The following is a 21,999-nucleotide window of genomic DNA, read 5'->3' on the forward strand; positions in this document are numbered from 1 at the left end:
AAACTTGCTGAAGTAAAAATATTAATATTATCAATCATTGATAACATTTAACATATGCTAATTATATCGTAAGTTTATAAATAAATCATTTTAGCCATGTCGTTTTTCTTAATAATTATTTCTTTTATTTTCATCAAGAATATTTTAATGGTCAACTGTACGCCAATTTATAATTCAAACTTTAGTAGGATAAATTCTTAGTTGATATTTTTTAATGTTAGTTATAAAATTATAAGTTATAGTACAAATTTCTCTTTACAATAATTTAATGAAATAATCAAAAACTTAACATTAGATCAATATTGTAATATATACAAAATCACATACGATGGGGAGCTTCATACATGAATAAATTTTTAAAATACCTTTTAATATTTCTATCTTTAATTCTTGTAGTTGTTCCAGTTATATTTGCCGTTTTATTACTTAAATCGTCACAAGGTGCATTTGAGCATTCATTGAATACGAGCGATACTTCTAGAGAATCAAGTATTCGTGAATCTAAAGTAAACCCGTCTAAAGATCCAATCTCTATTTTATTTTTAGGTATCGATGATAATAGTGGTCGTGAAAAGAATGGGCAAAGTGCTGAACAATCAAGAACTGATGCAATGATATTATCTACTTTTAACGCAGATAAAGAACAAATTCGAATGTTAAGTATCCCACGCGATACAATCAGTTACATTCCAGAAGTCGGCTATTATGATAAAATTACACACGCACATGCATACAACGGCCCTACAGCTTCTATGGATTCAGTAGAAGCTACATTAAATGTGCCCGTTGATTATTATGTAAGAATTAACATGGAAGCATTCGTGGATGCCGTTGATGAACTCGGTGGCATTGAATACGATGTTCCATATAATATTTCTGAACCAAATACAAACGATACAGGAAAAATAAAAGTGAAAAAAGGTCACCAAAAACTAAATGGAGATGAAGCTTTAGCAGTCGCTAGAACACGTCATCAAGATTCAGATTTAAAACGTGGCCAAAGACAGATGGATTTAATTAAAAAGCTATTTATTAAAGCTCAAAAAGCAGATTCATTCAGTAAATTAGATGATGTAATTGAAATAGTAGGTAAAAACGCGAAGCATAATTTAAGTTACAAAGAAGTAAAAGCACTAGCTACATCTTACTTAAAAGATGATGTTAAAATTAAAAGTAAACAGCTAGAAGGTCAAGATGATTATTTAAATGGTGTTTATTACTATAATCCTAATATTAAAAATATACAAGATACTGCAAATCTTTTGCGCAGCGATTTAAATTTACCTAAAATTAAAGATACAGACGATTTCTTAAATAAACGTGTCATCGACTTTTATGGTACACTCGTACCACAAACAGAAATTGATAGTAGTTTATTACGTAAAAATCAAAAAGATAGCTCTGAGGAAGATGAAGACGATTCAAATTCACAATCGGAACAAAATAATTCAAATTCACAAGATCCAAATTCTACAAATGAAAATCAACAAAATAATATGAATCAAACAGATAATAACCAAACGACAGAGCAACCGAACGATTCAAATCAACAATCTGATTACAACCAACAAATAGATCCTAACCAACAGCAGCAGGATCCAAATCAACAACAAAACACACAAGAATTACAAACAAATCTATATTAAGCTGTAGAGAGGAGATCGCGACATGTCACGAAAAACATATGAAAAATTAGCGAATATAAACGGTATGTTTAACGTTTTAGAACAACAATTAATCCATAGTAAGGATATGGCACTTTTTAGAAATGAATTTTTCTATGTTAATCACGCACATCGTGAAAACTATGAAGCTTTACGAATCTACTACAAGGATAGTGAAACCAACCCTGTTGTAGACGGTGCATGTTATATCGTAGCACTACCCGAAATTTTTGATAAAGTTGATGTTTTTGAATCAGAACTGCCTTTTTCTTGGGTTTATGACCAAAATGGTATAACGGAAACAATGAAAGAACTTAGTGTACCACTACAATATTTAATTGCAGCAGCCCTTGAAGTAACAGACGTCAATTTATTTAGGCCGTCAGGTTTTACTATGGGGATGAACAATTGGAATATTGCACAAATGAGAATTTTTTGGCAATACACTGCATTAGTACGTCAAGAAGCTCAATAATACATTAAATAACTACCCTATTACATTATAAATGTGATAGGGTAGTTTTATTATATTCAAAAGAAATGAGGTTTTATCATGTTCGAAGTGGTTACTACATCTAAAATGTTGGATGATGCATACGAAATTAGAAAAGCAGTTTTTGTTCATGAACAAGGAGTCCCGCTTGAAAATGAAATAGATCAATTTGAATCTACCGCTACTCATGTCATAGGTTATGATGAACTACACTCCCCTTTTGCAACTGGAAGGTTTAGACCCTATCAAAATGGAGCAAAAATTGAGCGCGTAGCAATTTTACCAACACATAGAAAATCAGGTCATGGCAAAGCTTTAATGCTTTTTATTGAAACAGTAGCAAAAGAACAAGGGTATAATATGTTAACGCTTAATGCCCAATGCCATGCACAACGCTTTTATGAATCTTTAGGTTATAAAGCTTCAGGTGATATTTTCTTAGAAGAAAATATTGAACATATTTTAATGAATAAAACAATTTGAACTAAATAATTTAATAAAGTTGCAGTTAATGTACATCTTTATTATGTAATATTCCAAAGAGTGTAATATTTTAATATATTTAAAATTAGGCGTATTTCCGCCTTTTCTTAAATTATTTCTACTTTTTTAGTGTCTTAATAAGATTAATTTTATATTACAAATCTATGAAATCAATTCAATTAAACTATCTTCGTATTATAATGGTATTAAATATTAATAATAAAAGGGGCAGTTAAATGACTAATAAAAAGTTGAATTATAAGGTACCTTCAATAGTTGCATTGACGTTAGCTGGTACAGCTTTGACAACCCATTATGCACATGCAGCTGATAATACACAAAATCAGAAATCAAATAAAAATGTGTTGAATGATGAAAATACCTTAAAGCAAAGCGAAGAAATAAAATCTGAAGTTAGTAATCCAACGACAAATATTTCAGGGACACAAACATACAATGATCCAAGTCAAGTGCAAGAACTCAAGTCAGATGAACCTGAAAATTATGATGCACAATTAGACGAACTAAACAAAGACACATCAAGTCAAAATACATATTCTACACAAAATCAAGAAAATCAAAATAATTCTGACAGCAATAAAAATACAGATGCCCAAGCAGTAAATAATGATGTTTCTATAAGTACTGATGTGAAAACCGACAGCACTAACGTAGCAGATCAGAATGATGATAACGCTAATGTTGCTCAAGATGATAATGCTTCTGATGTTGCTGACTCTGAGGTCGCTTCTGATGAATCAACTTCTGATTCTACAAACGATAATAGTACTACTTCCAACACTAATGAAAGTAAAGACGACAGCACTAACGTAGCAGATCAGAATGATGATAACGCTAATGTCGCTCAAGATGATGATGCTTCTAATGTTGCTGACTCTGAGGTCGCTTCTGATGAATCAACTTCTGATTCTGCAAATGATAACAGTACGGCTTCCAACACTAATGAAAGTAAAGACGACAGCACTAACGTAGCAGATCAGAATGATGATAACGCTAATGTTGCTCAAGATGATAATGCTTCTGATGTTGCTGACTCTGAGGTCGCTTCTGATGAATCAACTTCTGATTCTACAAACGATAATAGTACTACTTCCAACACTAATGAAAGTAAAGACGACAACACTAACGTAGCAGATCAGAATGATGATAAAACTACTGTTGCTCAAAATGATAATGCTTCTGATGTTGCTGACTCTGAGGTCGCTTCTGATGAATCAACTTCTGATTCTGCAAACGATAATAGTACGGCTTCCAACACTAATGAAAGTGAAGACGACAGTACTAACATAGCAGATCAGAATGATGATAACGCTAATGTCGCTCAAGATGATAATGCTTCTGATGTTGCTGACTCTGAGGTCGCTTCTGATGAATCAACTTCTGATTCTACAAACGATAATAGTACGGCTTCCAACACTAATGAAAGTAAAGACGACAGTACTAACATAGCAGATCAGAATGATGATAACGCTAATGTCGCTCAAGATGATAATGCTTTTGATGTTGCTGACTCTGAGGTCGCTTCTGATGAATCAACTTCTGATTCTGCAAACGATAATAGTACGGCTTCCAACACTAATGAAAGTAAAGACGACAGCACTAACGTAGCAGATCAGAATGATGATAACGCTAATGTCGCTCAAAATGATAATGATTCTGAGGTTGTTGACTCTGAGGTAACTTCTGGTGAGACAACTACAACAACTCAATCTGACAATGAAGCACAAACTGAAAAAGTGAATACTTTAGATTCAGATATAAATACGTCACCAAAAACAGTTCAAGTCTATAAAAGTGAGGCAACACCAAAATTAAGAATGGCTAGATCAGTTAGTACACCAACTATAGCTACAAGATCAGCTGTCAGTACTAAATCTACATCTAAAAGTTCATTACCTAAATATACGCCAAAAGTAAATTCGTCAATAAATAATTATATTCGTAAAAATAACTTCAAAGCACCTAACTATGAACAAGATATCGCAAGTTATTTACCAAAATATCAGTATCGTTATGGTAAACCTGAAGGTATCGTTATGCATGATACTGCAAACGATAATTCAACAATAACTGGTGAAATAAATTACATGAAAAATAATTATAATAGCGCATTTGTACATGCTTATGTAGATGGTAATCGTATTATTGAAACAGCTAATACAGATTATTTAGCATGGGGTGCTGGTCCAGCTGCAAACGAACGCTTTATTCATGTAGAATTAGTCCATACTCATGACTATGATTCATTTGCTCGTTCTATCAATAACTATGCAGACTATGCAGCTACAAACCTACAATATTATGGACTTGCTCCTGATAGCGCTGAGTATGATGGTGTTGGGACTGTTTGGACGCATAAAGCTGTAAGTAATTATTTAGGTGGATCAGATCATATCGATCCACATGGTTATTTAGCTAATCATAATTATAGTTATGATGAACTTTATGATTTAATTTATGAAAAATATTTAATTAAAACAGGTAAAGCTGCCGCTTGGGGTTCTACGTCATCTGGAAGTACAAGTGGAAGCAAAAATGAGTCAAGTGGTTCTACTACAAAACCGTCTACTAATACTGGTAAATTAACAGTATCAACGAACAACGGTGTTGGGCGCATAAACACAAATAATGATGGATTATATACCACTGTTTATGATCAAAATGGTAGAAAAACAAGTAAAACGAATCAAACGTTAAAAGTTACAAAATCGGCGACTTTAGGAAACAAAAACTTTTACTTAGTTTCTGATTATAATAAAGGTAATTTAATTGGATGGGTACATCAAAGTGATGTAAGTTATAACTCTGCTAAGCCAGTTGCTAAAAATAATCAATCTTATAAAATCAAACCTGGTGAAGTGATTTATACTGTACCTTGGGGCACTAGTTCTCAGAAAGCAGGCACAGTTTCAGGCAGCTCTAGTCAAACATTCAAAGCATCAAAACAGCAGCAAATTGGCAAAACAAATTATATTTATGGCACAGTAAATAATTTATCCGGTTGGGTAAGCTTAAGTAAATTAACTTCAACAAGTAAAACAGCTACCTCCCCTAGTACAAGTAATAATTTAACTGTCAATACGCTTATCAATCAACAAGGTACAGTCGCTAAAACAAATCATGGTGTTTATACATCTGTATATGATCAAAAAGGTATTCAAAAATCATATGTGAATGGTAAAACTTACAAATTAAGTAAAAAAGCTACATTAGGTAAAAATTCATTTTATTTAATTACAGATAACAAAACAAATACTAACCTAGGTTGGATGCAAACAGGTGACATCACTGTTAAAGAAGCAGTTACAAAAGCTACTGCTACTCCTACAACATCTGTTAGTAAAATCGGACAATTAAACACAAATAATTCTGGTATTAAAGCAACTGTTTATGATAAAAAAGGTAAAAATGCTTCTAAATTTGCTGGTCGTACGTATACTGTAACTAAGCAACGTACTCAAGGTAATAACACTTATGTGTTAATCCAAAATACAAAACAAAATACACCAATTGGTTGGGTTAATACTAAAGATATAAATACGCGTAACTTAAGCAAAACAAAAGCTAAAAATGGACAATATACTGTAAAAGCTACTAACAATGGCTTATATGCAATTCCATGGGGTACAAAAAATCAGCAATTAGATCCCCAAAATAATATTAAAAACAGTAAATTTAACGCATCAAAATCTGTGTTTGTTGATAAAGACGAGTACCTATACGGAAACGTCAATAATAAAACTGGTTGGATTGCAGCTAAAGATTTGAATAAAACTCCAACACAATCAAAAATCACACCACAAAAATTCGACTATGTTATTTACAATGCCAATGGTAACTATTACCTTGATCCTAATGCTACAAAATCAGCTGGATCATTAAAAGGTTTCCATGAAAGCATATTTACTGTTTTTGAAAAACAAATCATTAATGGGGTAACTTGGTATCATGGTAAATTATCGAACGGTAAAATTGTTTGGATAAAAGAAAGCGACTTACGAAAAGAGCTTGTAAAATACTATAAATCTAATCTTACTTTAGATCAGGCAGTAGCGTTACAACATGGTTTGAAATTCAAACCTCAAATTCAACGTACACCTGGAAAATGGGAAGATGCAACAAAAAGTGAGATTAAAAATGCTATGGATAGTAGTAAGCTTGCTAAAGATCCAACTCAAAAATACCAATTCTTACGCTTAGATAAATCACAAAATATTTCTGGTACTGATTTAGATAAACTATTAGTTGGCAAAGGCATATTAGAAGGACAAGGTGAGGCATTTAGTGAAGCTGCTAAAACTTATAACATTAATGAAGTTTATTTAGTTTCTCATGCCCTACTTGAAACTGGAAATGGAACTTCTAAGCTTGCTAATGGTGGTGACGTAGTAAATAATAAAGTTGTCACTAATGGCGCTAAAAAATATTACAATATGTTTGGTATTGGAGCCGTTGATAAAGATCCTGTAAAACAAGGTTTTGCTACCGCTAAAAATAATGGCTGGGATACTGTTAAAAAAGCAATTGTTGGTGGCGCTAAATACATTGCTAATTCATACATTAACCAAGGACAAAATACTTTGTATAAAATGCGTTGGAATCCTGATAATCCAGGCGTTCATCAATATGCAACTGATGTTGCATGGGCATCTCATAATGCTACACGTATTAAAGGTTTCTATGATTCAATGAATAAATTGGGCAAATATTTTGATGTAAACACATATAAATAGCATGAAATCATAATGTGTAAGTTTTAAAACACAAATAAACCTTAGGTGAAAATTCACCTAAGGTTTATTTGTTTATATAGTGCTAACATATTAAGTATCATTATACTAAACAGTTTTGTAAACGTCATAGAAGCTTTTTAAATCTCTGTTATGACATATTGTTCTTTTCCAACATGAAAGCTTTTCCAATCATTGGATAGCTATTTATTGTTTCTATGCATTTTTGGTTCATTTGAACCCTATCATAAATTTGTATCATATCGCTGTGTTACATAATAAAATGATGCTGAAAATTTTAGCCTCCATTTATCATTTACTTGATATAATGATGATGCGTATTTAATTTATTTAATAAATAATTTAGATTTTCAATATCATTTGAAGTTAAATTTTGACACCTTGCTTCTATCAAAGCCACCCTAACTTCGTTAATTTGTTGAACAAGTGCTTTTGTTTTTTCTGTAATCATTAAATCTTTACATCTTAAGTCTTTGTTTGACTGTTTACTAGTTATATAGCCCATTTGACATAATTTTTTGATCCATCTAGACACAATAGACTGTTCTTTATTAATTTTCATTGTTAAATCATATTGTGATAACACATTATAATGATATAAAATCCTTAACATTTCTAACTGTTCTGAAGTTAAATCTGTGCGTTGGCCAAACCTTCTACTGACTAAATTTAAATCATTACTTGTAAGTGTAATTAATTGTTCTAGTTGTTTATACATGTTGTTTCATCTCCACTACTTTAATTAAAATGTTCAATAGCATTTAAATTTATTATTTTATTTTCTAATATTATAATGTTATTCCTCATAATATACAATAATAATCTACAAATCAGTCGGTTTTGTTGCATTTGTCATATGTTTTATAATAAATTAGTAACAGTGATTATAAATTTTACCTGTATATAAAAGGAGCAACCCTATGACACAGTTAAAAGAAAGAGATTATTTCTTCGACAATGCGAGAATGATATTAATTTTTCTTGTTGTATTTGGTCATTTATTACAACCATATACTGAAGAAAGTAAATATCTTTCTTCACTTTATTTAACTATATATAGTTTCCATATGCCCTGTTTTTTATTCATCTCAGGTTATTTTGCTAAAAAAGCAGGCAAAGCTGGTTATCTAGAGAAAGTTTCAAAAAAATTGTTAATACCTTATTTTATTTTCTTTGGGTTTTTCACCTTTTACTATTATTTCACAGGAAAAGAGGACAGTGTTAAATTCGATCCATTTGATCCTGTTTTTGCATTATGGTTTTTACTTACATTATTCTTTTTCCATGTCATATTAGTAATAGTAAAAGACTATAAACCTTATTTTGTATTACCAATATCTATTATTATTTCTTTATTTGCAGGTTACTCAGATAATATTGACAATTATTTAAGTTTTTCAAGAACAATCATGTTCTTCCCTATTTTTTATTTAGGTTATTTATTTACGAGTGAACATACACGTGTGTTAAGAAATAAGAAATTCATACCGGTCGCTGTTAGCATTTTACTCCTTTTTTATATCATTTATACCTTGCATCCTATAAATGCTGATTGGTTATTAGGTGATTCACCTTATATGTCACTGGAAGGTAAACAAGATTTATATAGTCCAATTAAACGTTTGCTATTATACTTTATTATTTTAATTACAATGTTTTCTTTCCTTAATTTAATACCTGAAAAAGAAAGATTTTTCACATACATTGGGCGTCGAACTATGTATGTCTATTTACTACATGGCATTGTAATTGGTATTATACGTGGTTTTAATATTTATCCATTTAAAGACCACATCTCTATACTGACTTATATATATCTACTCTTATTTACTAGTATAATTGTATATGTATTATCAACTAGATTTATATCTAAGTGGACCAATCCAATTATTAACTTGCAATCCCCTTCGAATTTTAAAGATTAAAATAATTTCCAGCCGATTTGTAGTTGATTCAAATATGTTATGATGGTAGTAATTTGATATTTTAAGCTAGTCATACTTATTTAACTACAAATCGGTATTTTTATTTTGAGGTGAAAAACAATGAAGCTATCATTAAACGACAATTCTAAATTTTTAACAGCACCAAGTATTAGGCAATTTTCAAATAAAATTAAAGATATTGATGATTGTATCAATTTAACAATCGGTCAACCAGATTTTCCTATGCCTGATGTCGTAAAAAATGCATATATTACTGCAATAAAAGAAAATCAAACAAAGTATTCTCATAACAAAGGGTTACTTGAAACACGAAATGCAGTCAGTCATTATTTTAAACAGCGCTATGGTTTCCATTATAGCTCTGATGAAATTATTATTACAAATGGCGCTAGTGAAGCGTTAGACACAGCTTTGAGAAGCATTATTAACCCAGGTGATGAAATATTAATCCCCAGCCCTATTTATGCAGGTTATATCCCTTTAATTAAAACACTTGGTGGCGTTCCTGTATATATCGACACTACAAAAACAGATTTCAAAATAACACCTGAAGCAATCAAGCAAAATATATCGTCAAAAACAAAAGCAATTCTTTTAAATTATCCAACAAATCCCACTGGTGTTATTTTGACTTATGATGAAATTCATGCACTTACAGAAATGTTAAAAAATGAAGAGATTTTTATCATTAGTGATGAAATTTATGCAGAAAATACCTTTAATCATCAACACACTTCTTTTGCTGAATTTAAATCCATCCGTGATCAGTTATTGCTCGTCAATGGATTAAGTAAATCTCACTCTGCTACTGGGATTCGCATTGGTTTTCTAATAGGTCCTGAATATTTAATTGAAAAGTTAACATTTATGCATGCCTATAATTGTATATGTGCTAATGTACCTGCTCAAATAGCTTGTATAGCAGCATTAAACGAAGGATTAGATGCACCTCACTATATGAACAAAGCATATATTGAAAGACGAGATTTTTTAATCACAAAACTACAATCTTTAGGTTTTAAACTCGACGCTAAACCAGAAGGTGCTTTTTATATCTTCCCAAGTATTGAAAATTTCACAGAAAATGATTTTGATTTTTGCGTTGATGTACTCGAAAAAGCACACGTTGCAATAGTACCAGGTTCTTCATTTACAGACATTGGTAAAGGCCATGTGCGTATTTCTTATGCCTATGAACTCGATGCCTTAAAAGAGGCAATGAGAAGATTAGAACTTTATATAAAAGAACATTATGAATAACGCCTTGTTATTTTGTATTTAAAATTTATTTACCAATGATTACTACGCTAACTTCCATATTCTATGTAGGCAGTCAAAAAACTCAATTGAATATAATCAAAAAATTTTAGTGTGATTAATATCCGACATTCGATTAGTCGGTATAATGATTTAATAAATCGAGAAACTATATCAAATTGTTAATAATAGTAGGATTAATAAAGTGAATTTTTTAATGTGATTATTATGCTGAGGATTATGTGGAAAACTTACTTAGAGATAACTACGCACTTAAGCAGAGGTAATTTTCTTAAAAATATATCTGTTAAGAAGTATGACATAAAAGAGGCTCGTAAATGAATTTCTAAAAATTCATTTACGGGCTTCTTTTATATTACGCTTTATATTTCAAATATGTGCATTTTATTGATAAATATTTTTTTCAGCAAATTTTTTCATTAATTTATAATATATATCTATATCTTCTGAACTCATATTGAACTGAGTTAACACTTCATCTGAAATTTGCTCAAATTTCTCTTTTAACACACTTCCCTTTTGTGTCAATTGTACTTTAACTCTTCGTTCATCCTCTTCTGTTCTCATACGTTCAATTAGTCCTTTTTTTTCGAGTCTCTTAATAATTGGGCTTATTGTACCAGAATCTAAATATAATTGATCGCATAATGTCTTGATAAATACAGGATTTGAGTTTTCAATATATAACATCACTACATAATTTGGAAAGCTAATATCATACTGCTTTAGGTGTTTGTTAAATTTATTTACTATCTCTTTACTAGAAACATAAAACAGAAAACACATATCTTTCATAAGTTCTTTATTTTTATATTGTGTCATTCATTACTCTCCTCTGCCCTTTTTTATTATATTAATAGAAATTTTATTTTTGGTCAAATATAATAACAAAATGTTTAAAAGTTTTAACATTACTAGTATTAGTCAATAGAATATTCTGAAAACTAATTTTATCCAACTTACATGTTTTTCATTTAATTTTTAATAATAAATTTAAAACCTGGATTTTCATTTTATATTCTCATTTTTATCATTGATGAAAATGAATTTTTTTAACTTTAGATTCATTCATATAACCAGTCATTATGTATCATTTTGGTAATAAGGTGTATTCGTTCGAACCATGCATTGGTCAATTTGTCACTCAGCATCAAATAATCACTAGACAACTTTAAAACAATAAAAAAACCGTTAATTTCTAAATATTCACTAGAAATTAACGGTTGTCGTTTTAGTTTTAATACCATGACTTTCATTCAAAAGCCTCTATATTTATTGACGCGTTGTTACTAAATATCTTTACTTATGGAAATTTAGGGAATTGATCAAAATCAGGATTACGTTTTTCTTTAAACGCATCTCTGCCTTCTTTAGCTTCGTCTGTTGTGTAATACAACAGCGTAGCATCGCCCGCCATTTGTTGTAATCCTGCTAATCCATCAGTGTCAGCGTTCATCGCTGCTTTTAAGAATCTTAATGCTGTCGGAGAATGTTGCATCATTTCTTCACACCATTTCACCGTTTCATCCTCTATATCAGCTAAAGGTACAACAGTATTTACTAAGCCCATGTCTAAAGCTTCTTGTGCATTGTATTGACGGCATAAATACCATATTTCACGTGCTTTTTTATGTCCTACAATGCGCGCTAAATATCCTGAACCATAACCTGCATCAAATGATCCTACTTTTGGACCTGTTTGACCAAATATTGCATTATCTGCAGCGATTGTTAAGTCACAAACAACATTTAATACATTTCCGCCACCAATTGCATATCCTCTAACCATAGCGATGACAGGTTTTGGAATAATACGTATCAATCTTTGTAAATCCAACACATTAAGACGCGGAATTTGATCTTCACCTACATAGCCACCATGGCCACGTACTTTTTGGTCTCCACCTGAACAGAATGCTTTATCACCTTCACCTGTAAGGACAATAACTGAAATACGTTGATCATCTCTAGCTCTTGTAAATGCATCTATCATTTCTTGTACCGTATTCGGCGTAAACGCATTACGAACTTCAGGTCTATTAATAGTTACTTTGGCTATACCGTTATAAAATTCGTACTTAATCTCTTTATATTCTTTAATTGTTTCCCATTGTCTAGTCATTTTGCTCCTCCTTAAAAATAAAACCTAACACTATTTTATCAAATTCTGTTATTTCTTCCACATGTACAGTATGACCACTACCTTTAACTTCAAATAGACTCGTCTCTGGTATTAAGTCGCACATGTGATAACCAATTTTTATAAATTTTTCGTCGAAACTTCCTACAATTATGCAAGTTGGAATTGCAATATCTGATATTTTTGGCCATAAGTTAGGCATTTGTCCAGTACCATAATCTCGTAAAGCTTTTGCTAATCTCACAGGATTTTGTTGTAATCGCATTTGACGAATCTTTCGTTTTGTTTCTGTATTTAAATTATACTGACTTTGAAATAAAGGTAATTTTTCCCAATCATTTACAAAAATTTCTAATCCAGCGATTTCTAAAACTTTTGCACGTGCTTGATCAATTTGAATTCTTTCGATGCGGTCGTCTTCATCTGCAATTCCTGGTGAACTGCTTTCTAATATCAATCCATTTAAGTGGCACGTTCCATAAAGCGCATAATATAAAGCGATTCTACCACCCATAGAATAACCGTGTAAAAAAATACGATACGCCTTAAACAAAGCTAATGTATCGTCTAATAATTGGCAGATAAATTCGAAATTCCAAGTACTCGTTTCACTTGATTGATCAAAACCATGACCTGGCAAGTCAATGGTTAATACATTGATTTCATCCGTGAACGTTTTGATATGTTCATCGAATGTCGATTGATCACTTATAAATCCATGTAATAATACGATCAAATCATTTGAGTTCTTTGTAGATTGATGAAATTTATAATGTAACATCTATAATATCACTCAATTTCAAATAAAGATTTTGGTGTTGGCTTAAGTTTTCATCACGATTTGTAATGATTTCATATATATGTGCACCAAGTTTTGACAGTTCTGCATACTTAAAAGTTTCAATTGTTTCAAAACGTCTGTAAGAAAAATCATAAAGTAATGCAGCATGTTCAAAGTTTAATCCTGTCGGTGTACCAAATAGTCTTTCAAAATAAATATCAGCAGACGACTTTTGTGGTAAAAAGGAGAAAATTCCGCCGCCATCATTATTTAAAAGTATGATATTTAAGTTAATATCATTTAATTTTGACATAAGTAAACCATTCATATCATGGTAAAATGCTAAATCACCTATTAATAATGTGACACGTTTATGTGCTGCCATTCCTATCGCTGTAGAAATAACACCATCTATGCCATTTGCACCTCTATTAGCATAAATCTCTGCTTCACAATCTATAAATAAGTTATCGACATCACGGATTGGCATACTATTGCTAACAAATAATGCATCCTCTTTCGTCAATTTATCTAATAGATTTGCTACAAAAGCTGACTCATCCGTAGCAGTTCTCAAATAATCTTTGATTTTAATATGTGCTTGCTTTTCTAGTGATTGCCATTTTTCTAACCAATTTTTTCGTTCTACAGTTGGAATTTCAGAAAGCTGCCTAAAGAAATCATTGGCCGACATTTCGTAAGATACATGCGGTACCTTTGGAAATGCATCTGGTTGATCATTATTTTGCACTAATATTTGAAAAGCTTCTGTAGCTTTTAACCATTGATTTACTTTTTTAGAAATCACTGGTTTACCTACGCGAATAATAAAATCAGCATTTATAGATAACCCCGATCTATACAGTAAATCATAAGTTGTCACTACATTAGGATGATGTTCTTTACGTAATTGACTCAAAGGGTCTGCCAAAATAGGCATGTCATGTATGGTTGCATAAGTAAGTATTTGATCTACATCTTGATGTTGCATATCACCCACAACAATGATGCCTTTACGTTTTTGCATAATCGTTTTGATTTCATTCAAACTTGCTGTTTTTTGATAATGAGGCAAGATCTTATTATCTGAATTTAACCATTCTACTTTTTCTAGGTTCGGTGTTAATGGCTCTCTAAATGGCAAATTCAAATGTATGGGTCCACGATGCGGACCGTAGAAATATTGGCTTGCTTTTTGTATTTGAAATTTGATAGTGTTTAACAAATAATCTTGTGATTCATCGGCATCTGCTATTGGAAAATCAAATTGGTATTGAACATAATTCTCGAACATATTTGTTTGATTTATCGCTTGCGGTGCACCTATTCCTCTTAATTCATGCGGTCTATCACTCGTCAATACGACTAATGGTAAATGACTTAAATCACTTTCTGCAATTGCAGGCGTATAATTGGCAGCTGCAGTACCAGATGTACATAAAATTGCAACTGGTCTTTCACTACCTTTCATTAACCCCATCGCAAAAAAAGCAGCGCTACGTTCATCTGGATGAATCCAAGATTTCAGTTTTGGGTGTGCCTCTATAGCAATAGCTAGTGGCGTTGAACGAGAACCAGGGCTTATTACCACTTCTCTTATGCCATATGCATATAGTTCTGAGACTAATGTAAAAACTTGTTTTGTTAAAGCGTCTGTGTGATTACTCATATTTCTCTACTCCTAAAGCTTTCATCATCGGATTGAATTTAACCGCAGTTTCTTCTACTTCACTATCAGCATCAGAATTTTGTACAATACCGCAACCAGCAAATAAAGTAGCTTGATTCTTTTTAATTAACATCGATCTAATAGCTACGATGAACTCACAGTTATCATACATATCAATATATCCTACTGGTGCGCCATATAGACCTCGTGTACCAAATTCATTATTTTCAATATAAGAAATTGCTTCTTCCTTAGGATAACCACCTAATGCTGGTGTAGGATGAAGATTATCTAATAATCCAATATATGAATTTTGTAACAACCGTCCTTCAATTTTGGTATATAAATGATATAAATGATCATTTGTTAAAATTTGAGGTTTTTTATTAAATGTAATTTCTTCTACATAAGGTTTGATATCATTTAATATACTTTTAACAACAAAATGATGCTCATTTAAATTCTTGTCATCGTTTAAAAATGCATCAATATTTGCCTTATCTATGTCATCTCGATGTGTTCTTTTAATTGTACCAGCAACAGCTTTCGTCGATAACACGTCATCTTTGACTTCCATTAATTGCTCAGGGGTTTGGGAGAAAAACACACTATCTTGTGATTCAAGCACAAATAAGTAGCTATTATGTTCACCCTGCATTGCCCTATTGAGTATATATGGAATGTTAATGTTTTTATCAAACATAATAAGCCTTTTTCTTGCAAGGACAATTTTTTTATTTTCATCTAAAATATCAATTGTATCTTTAACTAACTCACGCCATTCGTCTTTATAAATATCGTCAATTCTTTTAATATCCCCTATTTCATCACTAGGTTGAACGTCCTTTTGTGTAAGTCTATCAATGATTGCTAAGAAAGTATCTATCTCAAACTTATCGGCTTCTACTGTATACGTTATAAATGATTGTCCCTGCTCCATCGTAACGAGTACTTCAGGTAAGACAAAATGATTAATACCAAACTCACGCCATTCATCACCTGATTTATGCGTTGAAAATTGGAAACCACCACAAATTTTCAAATGATGTCTTTCTGAATTTGGATGTATTAACTCAATATCATTTTTATACTTTTCCCACTCACGAAAAATAGATTGTTTATTTTCAAAATCGTTTTTAAATCTCGTGATAGCATGATAGCCAAAGAATGAAGTTTCGTTGTCATTTTTCTTGAAATAAAAACGGTCTCCCGCACAATCTTCGGTTAAATGAAATAATAATGTAGGCTCTAATTCATAATCTAATTTTGCTTCTACAGAAACCCAAGTATGGTTACTTTCGTATACCGCTTCGACAATTTCACTTTCCTTGACATCTAAAGTCATCTATTTCACTTCTTTCATTTCAATATCAGTTTACACTCATTATAATATTGTACCACTTTTCACAATCTGTGTACGTTTTTCAGCTTATTTCATGTAGACAATTTTTACGTAAGTTGACCTTTACAACTTCTTCTATTAAAATTAATTTGATAAAAATTAATTATATTAAAAGAATTCGAGGTAAATCATTATGGCATCTCAATACCAACAATATTCAACAGTCAGAAAATACTGGCACTTAATGCGGCCACACACATTGACTGCTGCAGTAGTTCCAGTTTTAGTAGGTACTGCAACTGCAAAAATATTCCTTCTAGGTAGTGAAGATCATCTAAAGCTTAGCTTATTCATTGCTATGCTAGTGGCATGTTTACTTATCCAAGCAGCTACAAACATGTTTAATGAATACTATGATTTTAAAAAAGGCTTAGATGACCATACTTCAGTAGGTATCGGTGGCGCAATTGTACGAAATGGCATGAGTCCAAAATTAGTCATGAACTTAGCCATAACATTTTATATTATCGCAGCGATTTTAGGTATATTTATCGCTTTCCAAAGTTCATTCTGGTTACTTCCTATTGGGTTAGTATGCATGGCAGTAGGTTACCTATATACAGGTGGACCATTCCCGATTTCATGGACACCTTTTGGAGAACTATTTTCAGGAATATTTATGGGTATGATAATTATTTTAATTGCCTTCTTTATCCAAACTGGTAACATACAAAGTTTAGCGGTATGGATTAGCATTCCAATCGTAATCACAATTGGTCTTATCAACATGGGCAATAATATCAGGGATTGGGTTAAAGATAAGGCAAGTGGTCGAAAAACATTACCCATTTTATTAGGGAAAAATAATGCTGTTCGCTTTTTAGCATTGATGTATATCGTCGCTTATTTGCTCGTTATCTATATCACTTTCTTTAAACCTGGTGGTTCGATTTTCTTCTTGCTAGCTTTATTATCTTTCCCAATGCCAATCAAAGCAGTTAGAAGATTTAAAAAGAACGACACACCTGAAACAATGATGCCTGCAATGGCTGCTACTGGAAAAACAAATACTTTCTTTGGTTTCCTTTATGCATTAGGTATCTATATCAGTGCTTTATTGGGTGGGATTTAATAACACTCTGTATTTAATTTATTATATATACAAAATCGTTCTTCATTCATTTGATGAACGATTTTGTATTTTTACTAGTATATGCTAAACATGTACTAAGTGATAATGCATATGTCCATATAAATCAAATTCACTTTTAATTTCAAAACCTAATTTTTCATAGACACGTAATGCTGCAGTATTATCAACATCACAATTTAAACTCCATTTTTCATCTGGGTAGTTTGAAATGACATGTTTAATCAATTTCGTTGCTACACCATTTCCACGAAAATGAGGAAATGTTGCTACAGTTTCAATGTACCATTCATCATTAGCAGCCTCTTTCATCGGCATTGGTGTGCCATAAGATTTTATATCTTCCTCTAAATCCATGTCTAGCCATGCTTGTTCAAGTTCTAATTCTTTACTGCCAGGATATGCAATCAAACAGCCTGCAACGTTACCATCAATTTCATACACCCATACATTACTAATGTGCCCTCTATATTTTACATCTACCATGCTTTGTTCCATTATATTTAGCAAACGAAATTTTTCGACTTCCTTTACCATATCGATATCTAATTGACTCCAAATGATATAACATAATTCTGCAATATCTTTTTTGTCACTAGGCTTAGCTTTTCTAATCATTTTATTTCTCCTTTATTTATTACGATTATTAATTCCATTATATCTGAATCAATTTAAAATTTCGATGTAATAACAACCATATAATTCAAATTTTGTCACATTGTTTTATTTGTTCAATTTCACTATTTAAGAGATAATTAATACAATAATCTAGAAAATGAAAGGACATTATACACATGAAAGTAAACAAAGTTATATACGTCGTACTTGCATTTCTTTTGGGTTGGTGTGGCATACATAAATTTTACTCAAACCAATTACTACAAGGTATTATACATTTAATATTTTTTTGGACTGGCATCCCTTATATTATTGCTATAATTAGCGGGATATTAACAATTTTCTTTAACAAAGCAGATGAAAATGGTCTCATTACCCTCGAAAAATAGTTTTATACTAACTTGCTAAAAAATCCCTTACATTTTCATTACACTTATAAAAAATGGGTAAAGGTATGTAAGTAGCATGTATGAGTTTCGTTTAGGAGGTAAAATTTTATGAATATTATAAAACGTGTTTTTAGAACACTGATTGTCGGTTATATTGTAAGAGGAATTAGAAACTTAATAAGTAAAAAAACAAAATAAATTAAAGCCCCACTTCTCAATTTATTGAGTTAGTGGGGCTTATGCATGAGCTAGATCAGGCAATCCCTAATACCACTTCTCTATTTATTGAGTTAGCGAGCTTATGTATGAGCAATGATGCTCTAGTCACATTGCAATAACGGAAAACAAATCCATATAATAATAAATCTCTCTCTTTTCTGCACCCATCCACATCTAAATTATTCATTTAAACTTACTTTTATGTTTTACTGAAAAGCAATTACTATTTGCTAATGTTGTCGCATAATTTTTATTACGTATTTATCGAAAATTAACCGGACGTAACAAAAAAAGTTAAATCAACGTATTATTTACATCAATTTAACGGGAATTCGTCATTACCTTTACCGTCTTTTAAATCTTCCATTTTGTTACGTTATAATGCTGCACCGACTTCGCCAGCTTCTTCATAGAATTTTAATGTTCGTCTATCTGAATTACCATTATGTAATTTTATATCTATACTCCATTGTTCTACTTGTATTAATAATTGATCTAGTGTGTTCGTAATTTAAATATTCTTCCTTATCTAACAATATTGTTAGATTTTATATATTGCTTCAAATTTATTTTGTTAAGTGTTTTAATTGCTTTGGAGGTGATTATATTGAATCAATCTAATAAAAATCAAAATATTTTATCATCACTAAGTTATTTCAGTGTGTTTTTCGCACCAATTATATTTCCAATATTCGTTTGGATATTTGCTGAAAAACCAACTTCTACTCATGGTAGAAAAGCATTATTTAATCACATTTGGGTATATATTTTCTTATTCTTTGCAAATCTAGGTTTCATCTTTTCTCGAGAAGTTTTCGATAAACCTTTTGACAATCAAGAAGTAATATCTAATGTTTCATTCGGTATAGGCATTTTTTTATTACTCATTGCTGGCATTATATTTCTTTTCAACATCATTCGTGGTATCAAATTGCTTACGGATAAATAATATTGTCCCATCCTTAACTGGATGGCTTTTTCCATCTTTATATTCTCTCCCTTTCATCGTCTACATACTACAATCTATCAATACTGCCGTGACATTAATTACAAATAAAGCAGCTATAAAGACTTTAAAAAAGTTCTTGTTAGAAACAATGTTGATAATTTTACATCACTTTTGATAAGACATACCCATGCATCAATATATTAAAGTAAAGAATTTTCAATGCCATATATTAGTAAAAGATTAGGTCATGCAAATATTGAAATTACTTGGTGAGTATATAATCATTTGCTTGAATAATTGAAATCACAGGAAGATGATAAGCTACTTAAAGCCTTTAATTTCTAGCTGGACAACTCAACGGACAAAAAATTTTAAAAGTGTTCAAGTCGTCCCATGTTGACCAAAATTTATAGAATTCACTTTTGTATATTTTTCATAAAATAAAAAGAACGCTGATTTAACAATGTTCTTTTGTTATCCAAAGTATTTACTTGAAATGATTTTTCTGTTTTAACGGAAACAGTTAAAGCCGAAAACGATAAGGCTATTCAAGCGTTAGAAAGTATGGAAACTCACACCAATGCGTTGGCGTATCTTGTAAAATCTATATAACTATTGGCGTTTCATCGTCTTAAAAGTTCATTTAAGACACTTAGCCAAACTTATCCAAATATAATAAAAACCCGTCAAATCAACGTTTTACTCACGTCAACTTAATGGGATTATCTAATTTACGGAAACGGAGGGATTCGAACCCTCGCGCCGCTCTCGCGACCTACACCCTTAGCAGGGGCGCCTCTTCAGCCAACTTGAGTACGTTTCCAATGGCTCCACAGGTAGGACTCGAACCTACGACCGATCGGTTAACAGCCGATAGCTCTACCACTGAGCTACTGTGGATAAATAGTATCTCTAATCAAGCACAAATATTATTATATCAATTAATAGCAAATTTTCAAGAGATATCGTAAAAAAATATGCAGAACATTTACACTAAATTAATATAATATTCCGCATATTCTACTTTTACATTAATATTTTTAATAAACTTTACTATTTACTTTCAAACAAAGAATACTTAGCAAGTGCTTCATATATATTTAATTGTGGTTTTGTATAATCTATAGGAGATTCTGGATCAAAAGTTGCAACTCTTGCCGCTCTATCCATCATATAATAATAATAAATACCATTTAAATATTGATGTTGCATGCTATGAGCTGAAATGTTTACAACGATAGATTGATTATCAACAAAGTTCACTTTGCATTTTTTATCTTTTAGTGATTTAATACTTTGAACATAATGGATATTAATCCATGTATTTTGTGTTTTTCTATCAGAATGTGTTGGAAAAAAATAAGTAGGAAATAAAGGAGTGAATAAAATCGGGGGCTTGCTGCTAATACCTGTAATTCGAATGGTATCCTCTTTTTTAAAAACATAACTACTACCATAAAATCTACAAGAGCGGTCAATAATTTTGTGGGTACGTTCTTTTATTGTACTTTCATCTTCTTTATACCTTAGCACTCTTGTTCCTTCATATTGGCCAACGGGTAAATGGCACGGTTGCAATGACATATCACCTTTTTTAATAATATACGGTTGAATCATAGTTGTAACCTCCTTACAATTTTGGTGATACTCAAATAATATACTATCATCATTTTAAAATCAACTTATATTATAAAATATTTTCTATATATTCTACAATTAAATTTCAGTTACGAATCTTTTTCTATTTTTTAATTATTGAAAGTTTCGTTTTACACTTATTTTTTCGGAAAAGTCAGAATATTCGTTGATTTAAAAATCAAAACCTTGTATAATGTATTTTAAATATAGATAGAGGGGTTGTGTTGATAATGAAACATAATACACATGTAAAATACAATACTTTAGAGTCTTTTGTATCAACAATTAATGACTTAGGTATCGAATTAATCATTGATGAATCGTTAAGGAATGTCCGTAAGCAACAATTAGAAAATCTCATCGATCATGCACTTAAAAATAAAAACGAGAATGATTTCAAACGCTATACAGAAGAATATAAACATTTGGAGGCATATCTCGTTGGTTAATTTAGTTGTCATATATTTA

At 31.2% G+C, this 21,999-nt stretch carries 20 protein-coding genes, 2 tRNA genes and 1 pseudogene; 11 read left to right on the plus strand and 12 right to left on the minus strand.

Annotation, left to right across the window (positions count from 1 at the left end; genetic code table 11):
• The first annotated feature begins 344 nt into the window (after nt 1–344).
• From KA883_RS04330 to KA883_RS04345, 4 genes are all read left to right on the plus strand, one after another.
• Nucleotides 345–1,646: an LCP family protein gene (locus KA883_RS04330; protein ID WP_046207908.1), complete on the plus strand. Its 1,302-nt coding sequence runs from the start codon at nt 345–347 to the stop codon at nt 1,644–1,646.
• Between the two features lie 22 nt (nt 1,647–1,668).
• A complete protein-coding gene (locus tag KA883_RS04335; protein WP_019468155.1) occupies nt 1,669–2,139 on the plus strand; it encodes a DUF2538 family protein in 471 nt (156 codons plus the stop codon).
• 78 nt (nt 2,140–2,217) lie between these two features.
• The gene (locus KA883_RS04340) at nt 2,218–2,640 is read left to right on the plus strand and encodes a GNAT family N-acetyltransferase (protein ID WP_046207909.1); all 423 of its coding nucleotides are present in this window, start codon (nt 2,218–2,220) and stop codon (nt 2,638–2,640) included.
• Nucleotides 2,641–2,876: 236 nt separating this feature from the next.
• Nucleotides 2,877–7,394 carry a GW dipeptide domain-containing protein gene (locus tag KA883_RS04345; protein WP_046207910.1) on the plus strand — a complete coding sequence of 1,506 codons (4,518 nt, stop codon included), beginning with the start codon at nt 2,877–2,879 and terminating at the stop codon, nt 7,392–7,394.
• Between the two features lie 313 nt (nt 7,395–7,707).
• Here KA883_RS04345 and KA883_RS04350 read toward each other — a convergent pair whose 3' ends face one another.
• A complete protein-coding gene (locus KA883_RS04350; RefSeq protein ID WP_046207911.1) occupies nt 7,708–8,130 on the minus strand; it encodes a MarR family transcriptional regulator in 423 nt (140 codons plus the stop codon).
• A 202-nt stretch (nt 8,131–8,332) separates the two neighbouring features.
• On the opposite strand from KA883_RS04350, the gene KA883_RS04355 reads away from it, so the two are divergent.
• Together KA883_RS04355 and KA883_RS04360 are read left to right on the plus strand one after the other, a co-directional pair.
• The gene (locus tag KA883_RS04355; RefSeq protein ID WP_046207912.1) at nt 8,333–9,337 is read left to right on the plus strand and encodes an acyltransferase family protein; all 1,005 of its coding nucleotides are present in this window, start codon (nt 8,333–8,335) and stop codon (nt 9,335–9,337) included.
• A gap of 120 nt (nt 9,338–9,457) precedes the next feature.
• On the plus strand, nt 9,458–10,618 hold the full coding sequence (locus KA883_RS04360; protein ID WP_046207913.1) for an aminotransferase class I/II-fold pyridoxal phosphate-dependent enzyme: 1,161 nt from the start codon (nt 9,458–9,460) through the stop codon (nt 10,616–10,618).
• Nucleotides 10,619–11,020: 402 nt separating this feature from the next.
• On the opposite strand, the gene KA883_RS04365 is transcribed toward KA883_RS04360, so the two are convergent.
• The 6 genes from KA883_RS04365 to KA883_RS04390 form a co-directional block, all read right to left on the minus strand.
• On the minus strand, nt 11,021–11,458 hold the full coding sequence (locus tag KA883_RS04365) for a MarR family winged helix-turn-helix transcriptional regulator (protein WP_064209412.1): 438 nt from the start codon (nt 11,456–11,458) through the stop codon (nt 11,021–11,023).
• Between the two features lie 242 nt (nt 11,459–11,700).
• Nucleotides 11,701–11,892, minus strand: a complete 192-nt coding sequence (locus KA883_RS04370) for a hypothetical protein (RefSeq protein WP_046208092.1) — start codon at nt 11,890–11,892, stop codon at nt 11,701–11,703.
• A gap of 47 nt (nt 11,893–11,939) precedes the next feature.
• Entirely contained in the window at nt 11,940–12,758 is an 819-nt protein-coding gene (gene menB, locus KA883_RS04375) for a 1,4-dihydroxy-2-naphthoyl-CoA synthase (protein ID WP_046208091.1), read from the minus strand.
• Nucleotides 12,751–13,557, minus strand: coding sequence for a 2-succinyl-6-hydroxy-2,4-cyclohexadiene-1-carboxylate synthase (gene menH / locus KA883_RS04380; protein ID WP_046208090.1), 807 nt, complete (start codon nt 13,555–13,557; stop codon nt 12,751–12,753). The genes menB and menH overlap by 8 nt, the downstream gene beginning before the upstream one ends.
• Entirely contained in the window at nt 13,544–15,226 is a 1,683-nt protein-coding gene (gene menD / locus KA883_RS04385) for a 2-succinyl-5-enolpyruvyl-6-hydroxy-3-cyclohexene-1-carboxylic-acid synthase (RefSeq protein WP_046208089.1), read from the minus strand. The genes menH and menD overlap by 14 nt, the downstream gene beginning before the upstream one ends.
• Nucleotides 15,219–16,571 (minus strand): isochorismate synthase, encoded by a 1,353-nt coding sequence (locus KA883_RS04390; RefSeq protein ID WP_046208088.1) that lies wholly within the window; start codon nt 16,569–16,571, stop codon nt 15,219–15,221. Before KA883_RS04390 ends, menD begins: the two co-directional genes overlap by 8 nt.
• Nucleotides 16,572–16,761: 190 nt before the next feature.
• Between KA883_RS04390 and KA883_RS04395 the strand changes: the two genes are divergently transcribed.
• Nucleotides 16,762–17,700, plus strand: coding sequence for a 1,4-dihydroxy-2-naphthoate polyprenyltransferase (locus KA883_RS04395; RefSeq protein ID WP_046208087.1), 939 nt, complete (start codon nt 16,762–16,764; stop codon nt 17,698–17,700).
• 84 nt (nt 17,701–17,784) lie between these two features.
• Here the strand turns inward: KA883_RS04395 and KA883_RS04400 are convergent, their stop codons facing one another.
• The gene (locus KA883_RS04400; RefSeq protein WP_046208086.1) at nt 17,785–18,336 is read right to left on the minus strand and encodes a GNAT family N-acetyltransferase; all 552 of its coding nucleotides are present in this window, start codon (nt 18,334–18,336) and stop codon (nt 17,785–17,787) included.
• A gap of 176 nt (nt 18,337–18,512) precedes the next feature.
• On the opposite strand from KA883_RS04400, the gene KA883_RS04405 reads away from it, so the two are divergent.
• Nucleotides 18,513–18,725 carry a TM2 domain-containing protein gene (locus tag KA883_RS04405; RefSeq protein WP_046208085.1) on the plus strand — a complete coding sequence of 71 codons (213 nt, stop codon included), beginning with the start codon at nt 18,513–18,515 and terminating at the stop codon, nt 18,723–18,725.
• A gap of 108 nt (nt 18,726–18,833) precedes the next feature.
• Nucleotides 18,834–18,923 (plus strand): SAR1012 family small protein, encoded by a 90-nt coding sequence (locus tag KA883_RS13725; RefSeq protein WP_019469096.1) that lies wholly within the window; start codon nt 18,834–18,836, stop codon nt 18,921–18,923.
• Nucleotides 18,924–19,323: 400 nt separating this feature from the next.
• Here KA883_RS13725 and KA883_RS13730 read toward each other — a convergent pair.
• Nucleotides 19,324–19,455, minus strand: a pseudogene (locus tag KA883_RS13730) (nucleoside triphosphate pyrophosphohydrolase family protein); the annotation flags it as partial.
• Between the two features lie 96 nt (nt 19,456–19,551).
• On the opposite strand from KA883_RS13730, the gene KA883_RS04410 reads away from it, so the two are divergent.
• Entirely contained in the window at nt 19,552–19,893 is a 342-nt protein-coding gene (locus KA883_RS04410; RefSeq protein ID WP_080937822.1) for a magnetosome magnetite crystal formation protein family, read from the plus strand.
• Between the two features lie 734 nt (nt 19,894–20,627).
• Here the strand turns inward: KA883_RS04410 and KA883_RS04415 are convergent.
• The 3 genes from KA883_RS04415 to KA883_RS04425 all read right to left on the minus strand — a co-directional run bounded on the left by KA883_RS04415 (nt 20,628) and on the right by KA883_RS04425 (nt 21,510).
• Nucleotides 20,628–20,716 (minus strand) — tRNA-Ser (locus KA883_RS04415).
• Nucleotides 20,717–20,718: 2 nt separating this feature from the next.
• Nucleotides 20,719–20,793: transfer RNA gene (locus tag KA883_RS04420), tRNA-Asn, on the minus strand.
• Nucleotides 20,794–20,946: 153 nt separating this feature from the next.
• Nucleotides 20,947–21,510, minus strand: a complete 564-nt coding sequence (locus tag KA883_RS04425; RefSeq protein WP_046208083.1) for a competence protein ComK — start codon at nt 21,508–21,510, stop codon at nt 20,947–20,949.
• Nucleotides 21,511–21,761: 251 nt separating this feature from the next.
• Here KA883_RS04425 and KA883_RS04430 point away from each other — a divergent pair, with 251 nt between their 5' ends.
• Entirely contained in the window at nt 21,762–21,980 is a 219-nt protein-coding gene (locus KA883_RS04430) for an IDEAL domain-containing protein (protein ID WP_046208082.1), read from the plus strand.
• Nucleotides 21,981–21,999 lie beyond the last annotated feature (19 nt).

Source organism: Staphylococcus sp. GDY8P54P (assembly GCF_017892645.1).
Classification (GTDB): Bacteria; Bacillota; Bacilli; order Staphylococcales; family Staphylococcaceae; genus Staphylococcus; species Staphylococcus ureilyticus.

What these genes read in the sequence shown, in the direction of transcription:
- KA883_RS04330 (WP_046207908.1), top strand. Translation starts at nt 345, where the DNA reads ATGAATAAATTTTTAAAATACCTTTTAATATTTCTATCTTTAATTCTT.
- KA883_RS04335 (WP_019468155.1), top strand. Translation starts at nt 1,669, where the DNA reads ATGTCACGAAAAACATATGAAAAATTAGCGAATATAAACGGTATGTTT.
- KA883_RS04340 (WP_046207909.1), top strand. Translation starts at nt 2,218, where the DNA reads ATGTTCGAAGTGGTTACTACATCTAAAATGTTGGATGATGCATACGAA.
- KA883_RS04345 (WP_046207910.1), top strand. Translation starts at nt 2,877, where the DNA reads ATGACTAATAAAAAGTTGAATTATAAGGTACCTTCAATAGTTGCATTG.
- KA883_RS04350 (WP_046207911.1), bottom strand. Translation starts at nt 8,130, where the DNA reads ATGTATAAACAACTAGAACAATTAATTACACTTACAAGTAATGATTTA.
- KA883_RS04355 (WP_046207912.1), top strand. Translation starts at nt 8,333, where the DNA reads ATGACACAGTTAAAAGAAAGAGATTATTTCTTCGACAATGCGAGAATG.
- KA883_RS04360 (WP_046207913.1), top strand. Translation starts at nt 9,458, where the DNA reads ATGAAGCTATCATTAAACGACAATTCTAAATTTTTAACAGCACCAAGT.
- KA883_RS04365 (WP_064209412.1), bottom strand. Translation starts at nt 11,458, where the DNA reads ATGACACAATATAAAAATAAAGAACTTATGAAAGATATGTGTTTTCTG.
- KA883_RS04370 (WP_046208092.1), bottom strand. Translation starts at nt 11,892, where the DNA reads ATGAAAGTCATGGTATTAAAACTAAAACGACAACCGTTAATTTCTAGT.
- menB (WP_046208091.1), bottom strand. Translation starts at nt 12,758, where the DNA reads ATGACTAGACAATGGGAAACAATTAAAGAATATAAAGAGATTAAGTAC.
- menH (WP_046208090.1), bottom strand. Translation starts at nt 13,557, where the DNA reads ATGTTACATTATAAATTTCATCAATCTACAAAGAACTCAAATGATTTG.
- menD (WP_046208089.1), bottom strand. Translation starts at nt 15,226, where the DNA reads ATGAGTAATCACACAGACGCTTTAACAAAACAAGTTTTTACATTAGTC.
- KA883_RS04390 (WP_046208088.1), bottom strand. Translation starts at nt 16,571, where the DNA reads ATGACTTTAGATGTCAAGGAAAGTGAAATTGTCGAAGCGGTATACGAA.
- KA883_RS04395 (WP_046208087.1), top strand. Translation starts at nt 16,762, where the DNA reads ATGGCATCTCAATACCAACAATATTCAACAGTCAGAAAATACTGGCAC.
- KA883_RS04400 (WP_046208086.1), bottom strand. Translation starts at nt 18,336, where the DNA reads ATGATTAGAAAAGCTAAGCCTAGTGACAAAAAAGATATTGCAGAATTA.
- KA883_RS04405 (WP_046208085.1), top strand. Translation starts at nt 18,513, where the DNA reads ATGAAAGTAAACAAAGTTATATACGTCGTACTTGCATTTCTTTTGGGT.
- KA883_RS13725 (WP_019469096.1), top strand. Translation starts at nt 18,834, where the DNA reads ATGAATATTATAAAACGTGTTTTTAGAACACTGATTGTCGGTTATATT.
- KA883_RS04425 (WP_046208083.1), bottom strand. Translation starts at nt 21,510, where the DNA reads ATGATTCAACCGTATATTATTAAAAAAGGTGATATGTCATTGCAACCG.
- KA883_RS04430 (WP_046208082.1), top strand. Translation starts at nt 21,762, where the DNA reads ATGAAACATAATACACATGTAAAATACAATACTTTAGAGTCTTTTGTA.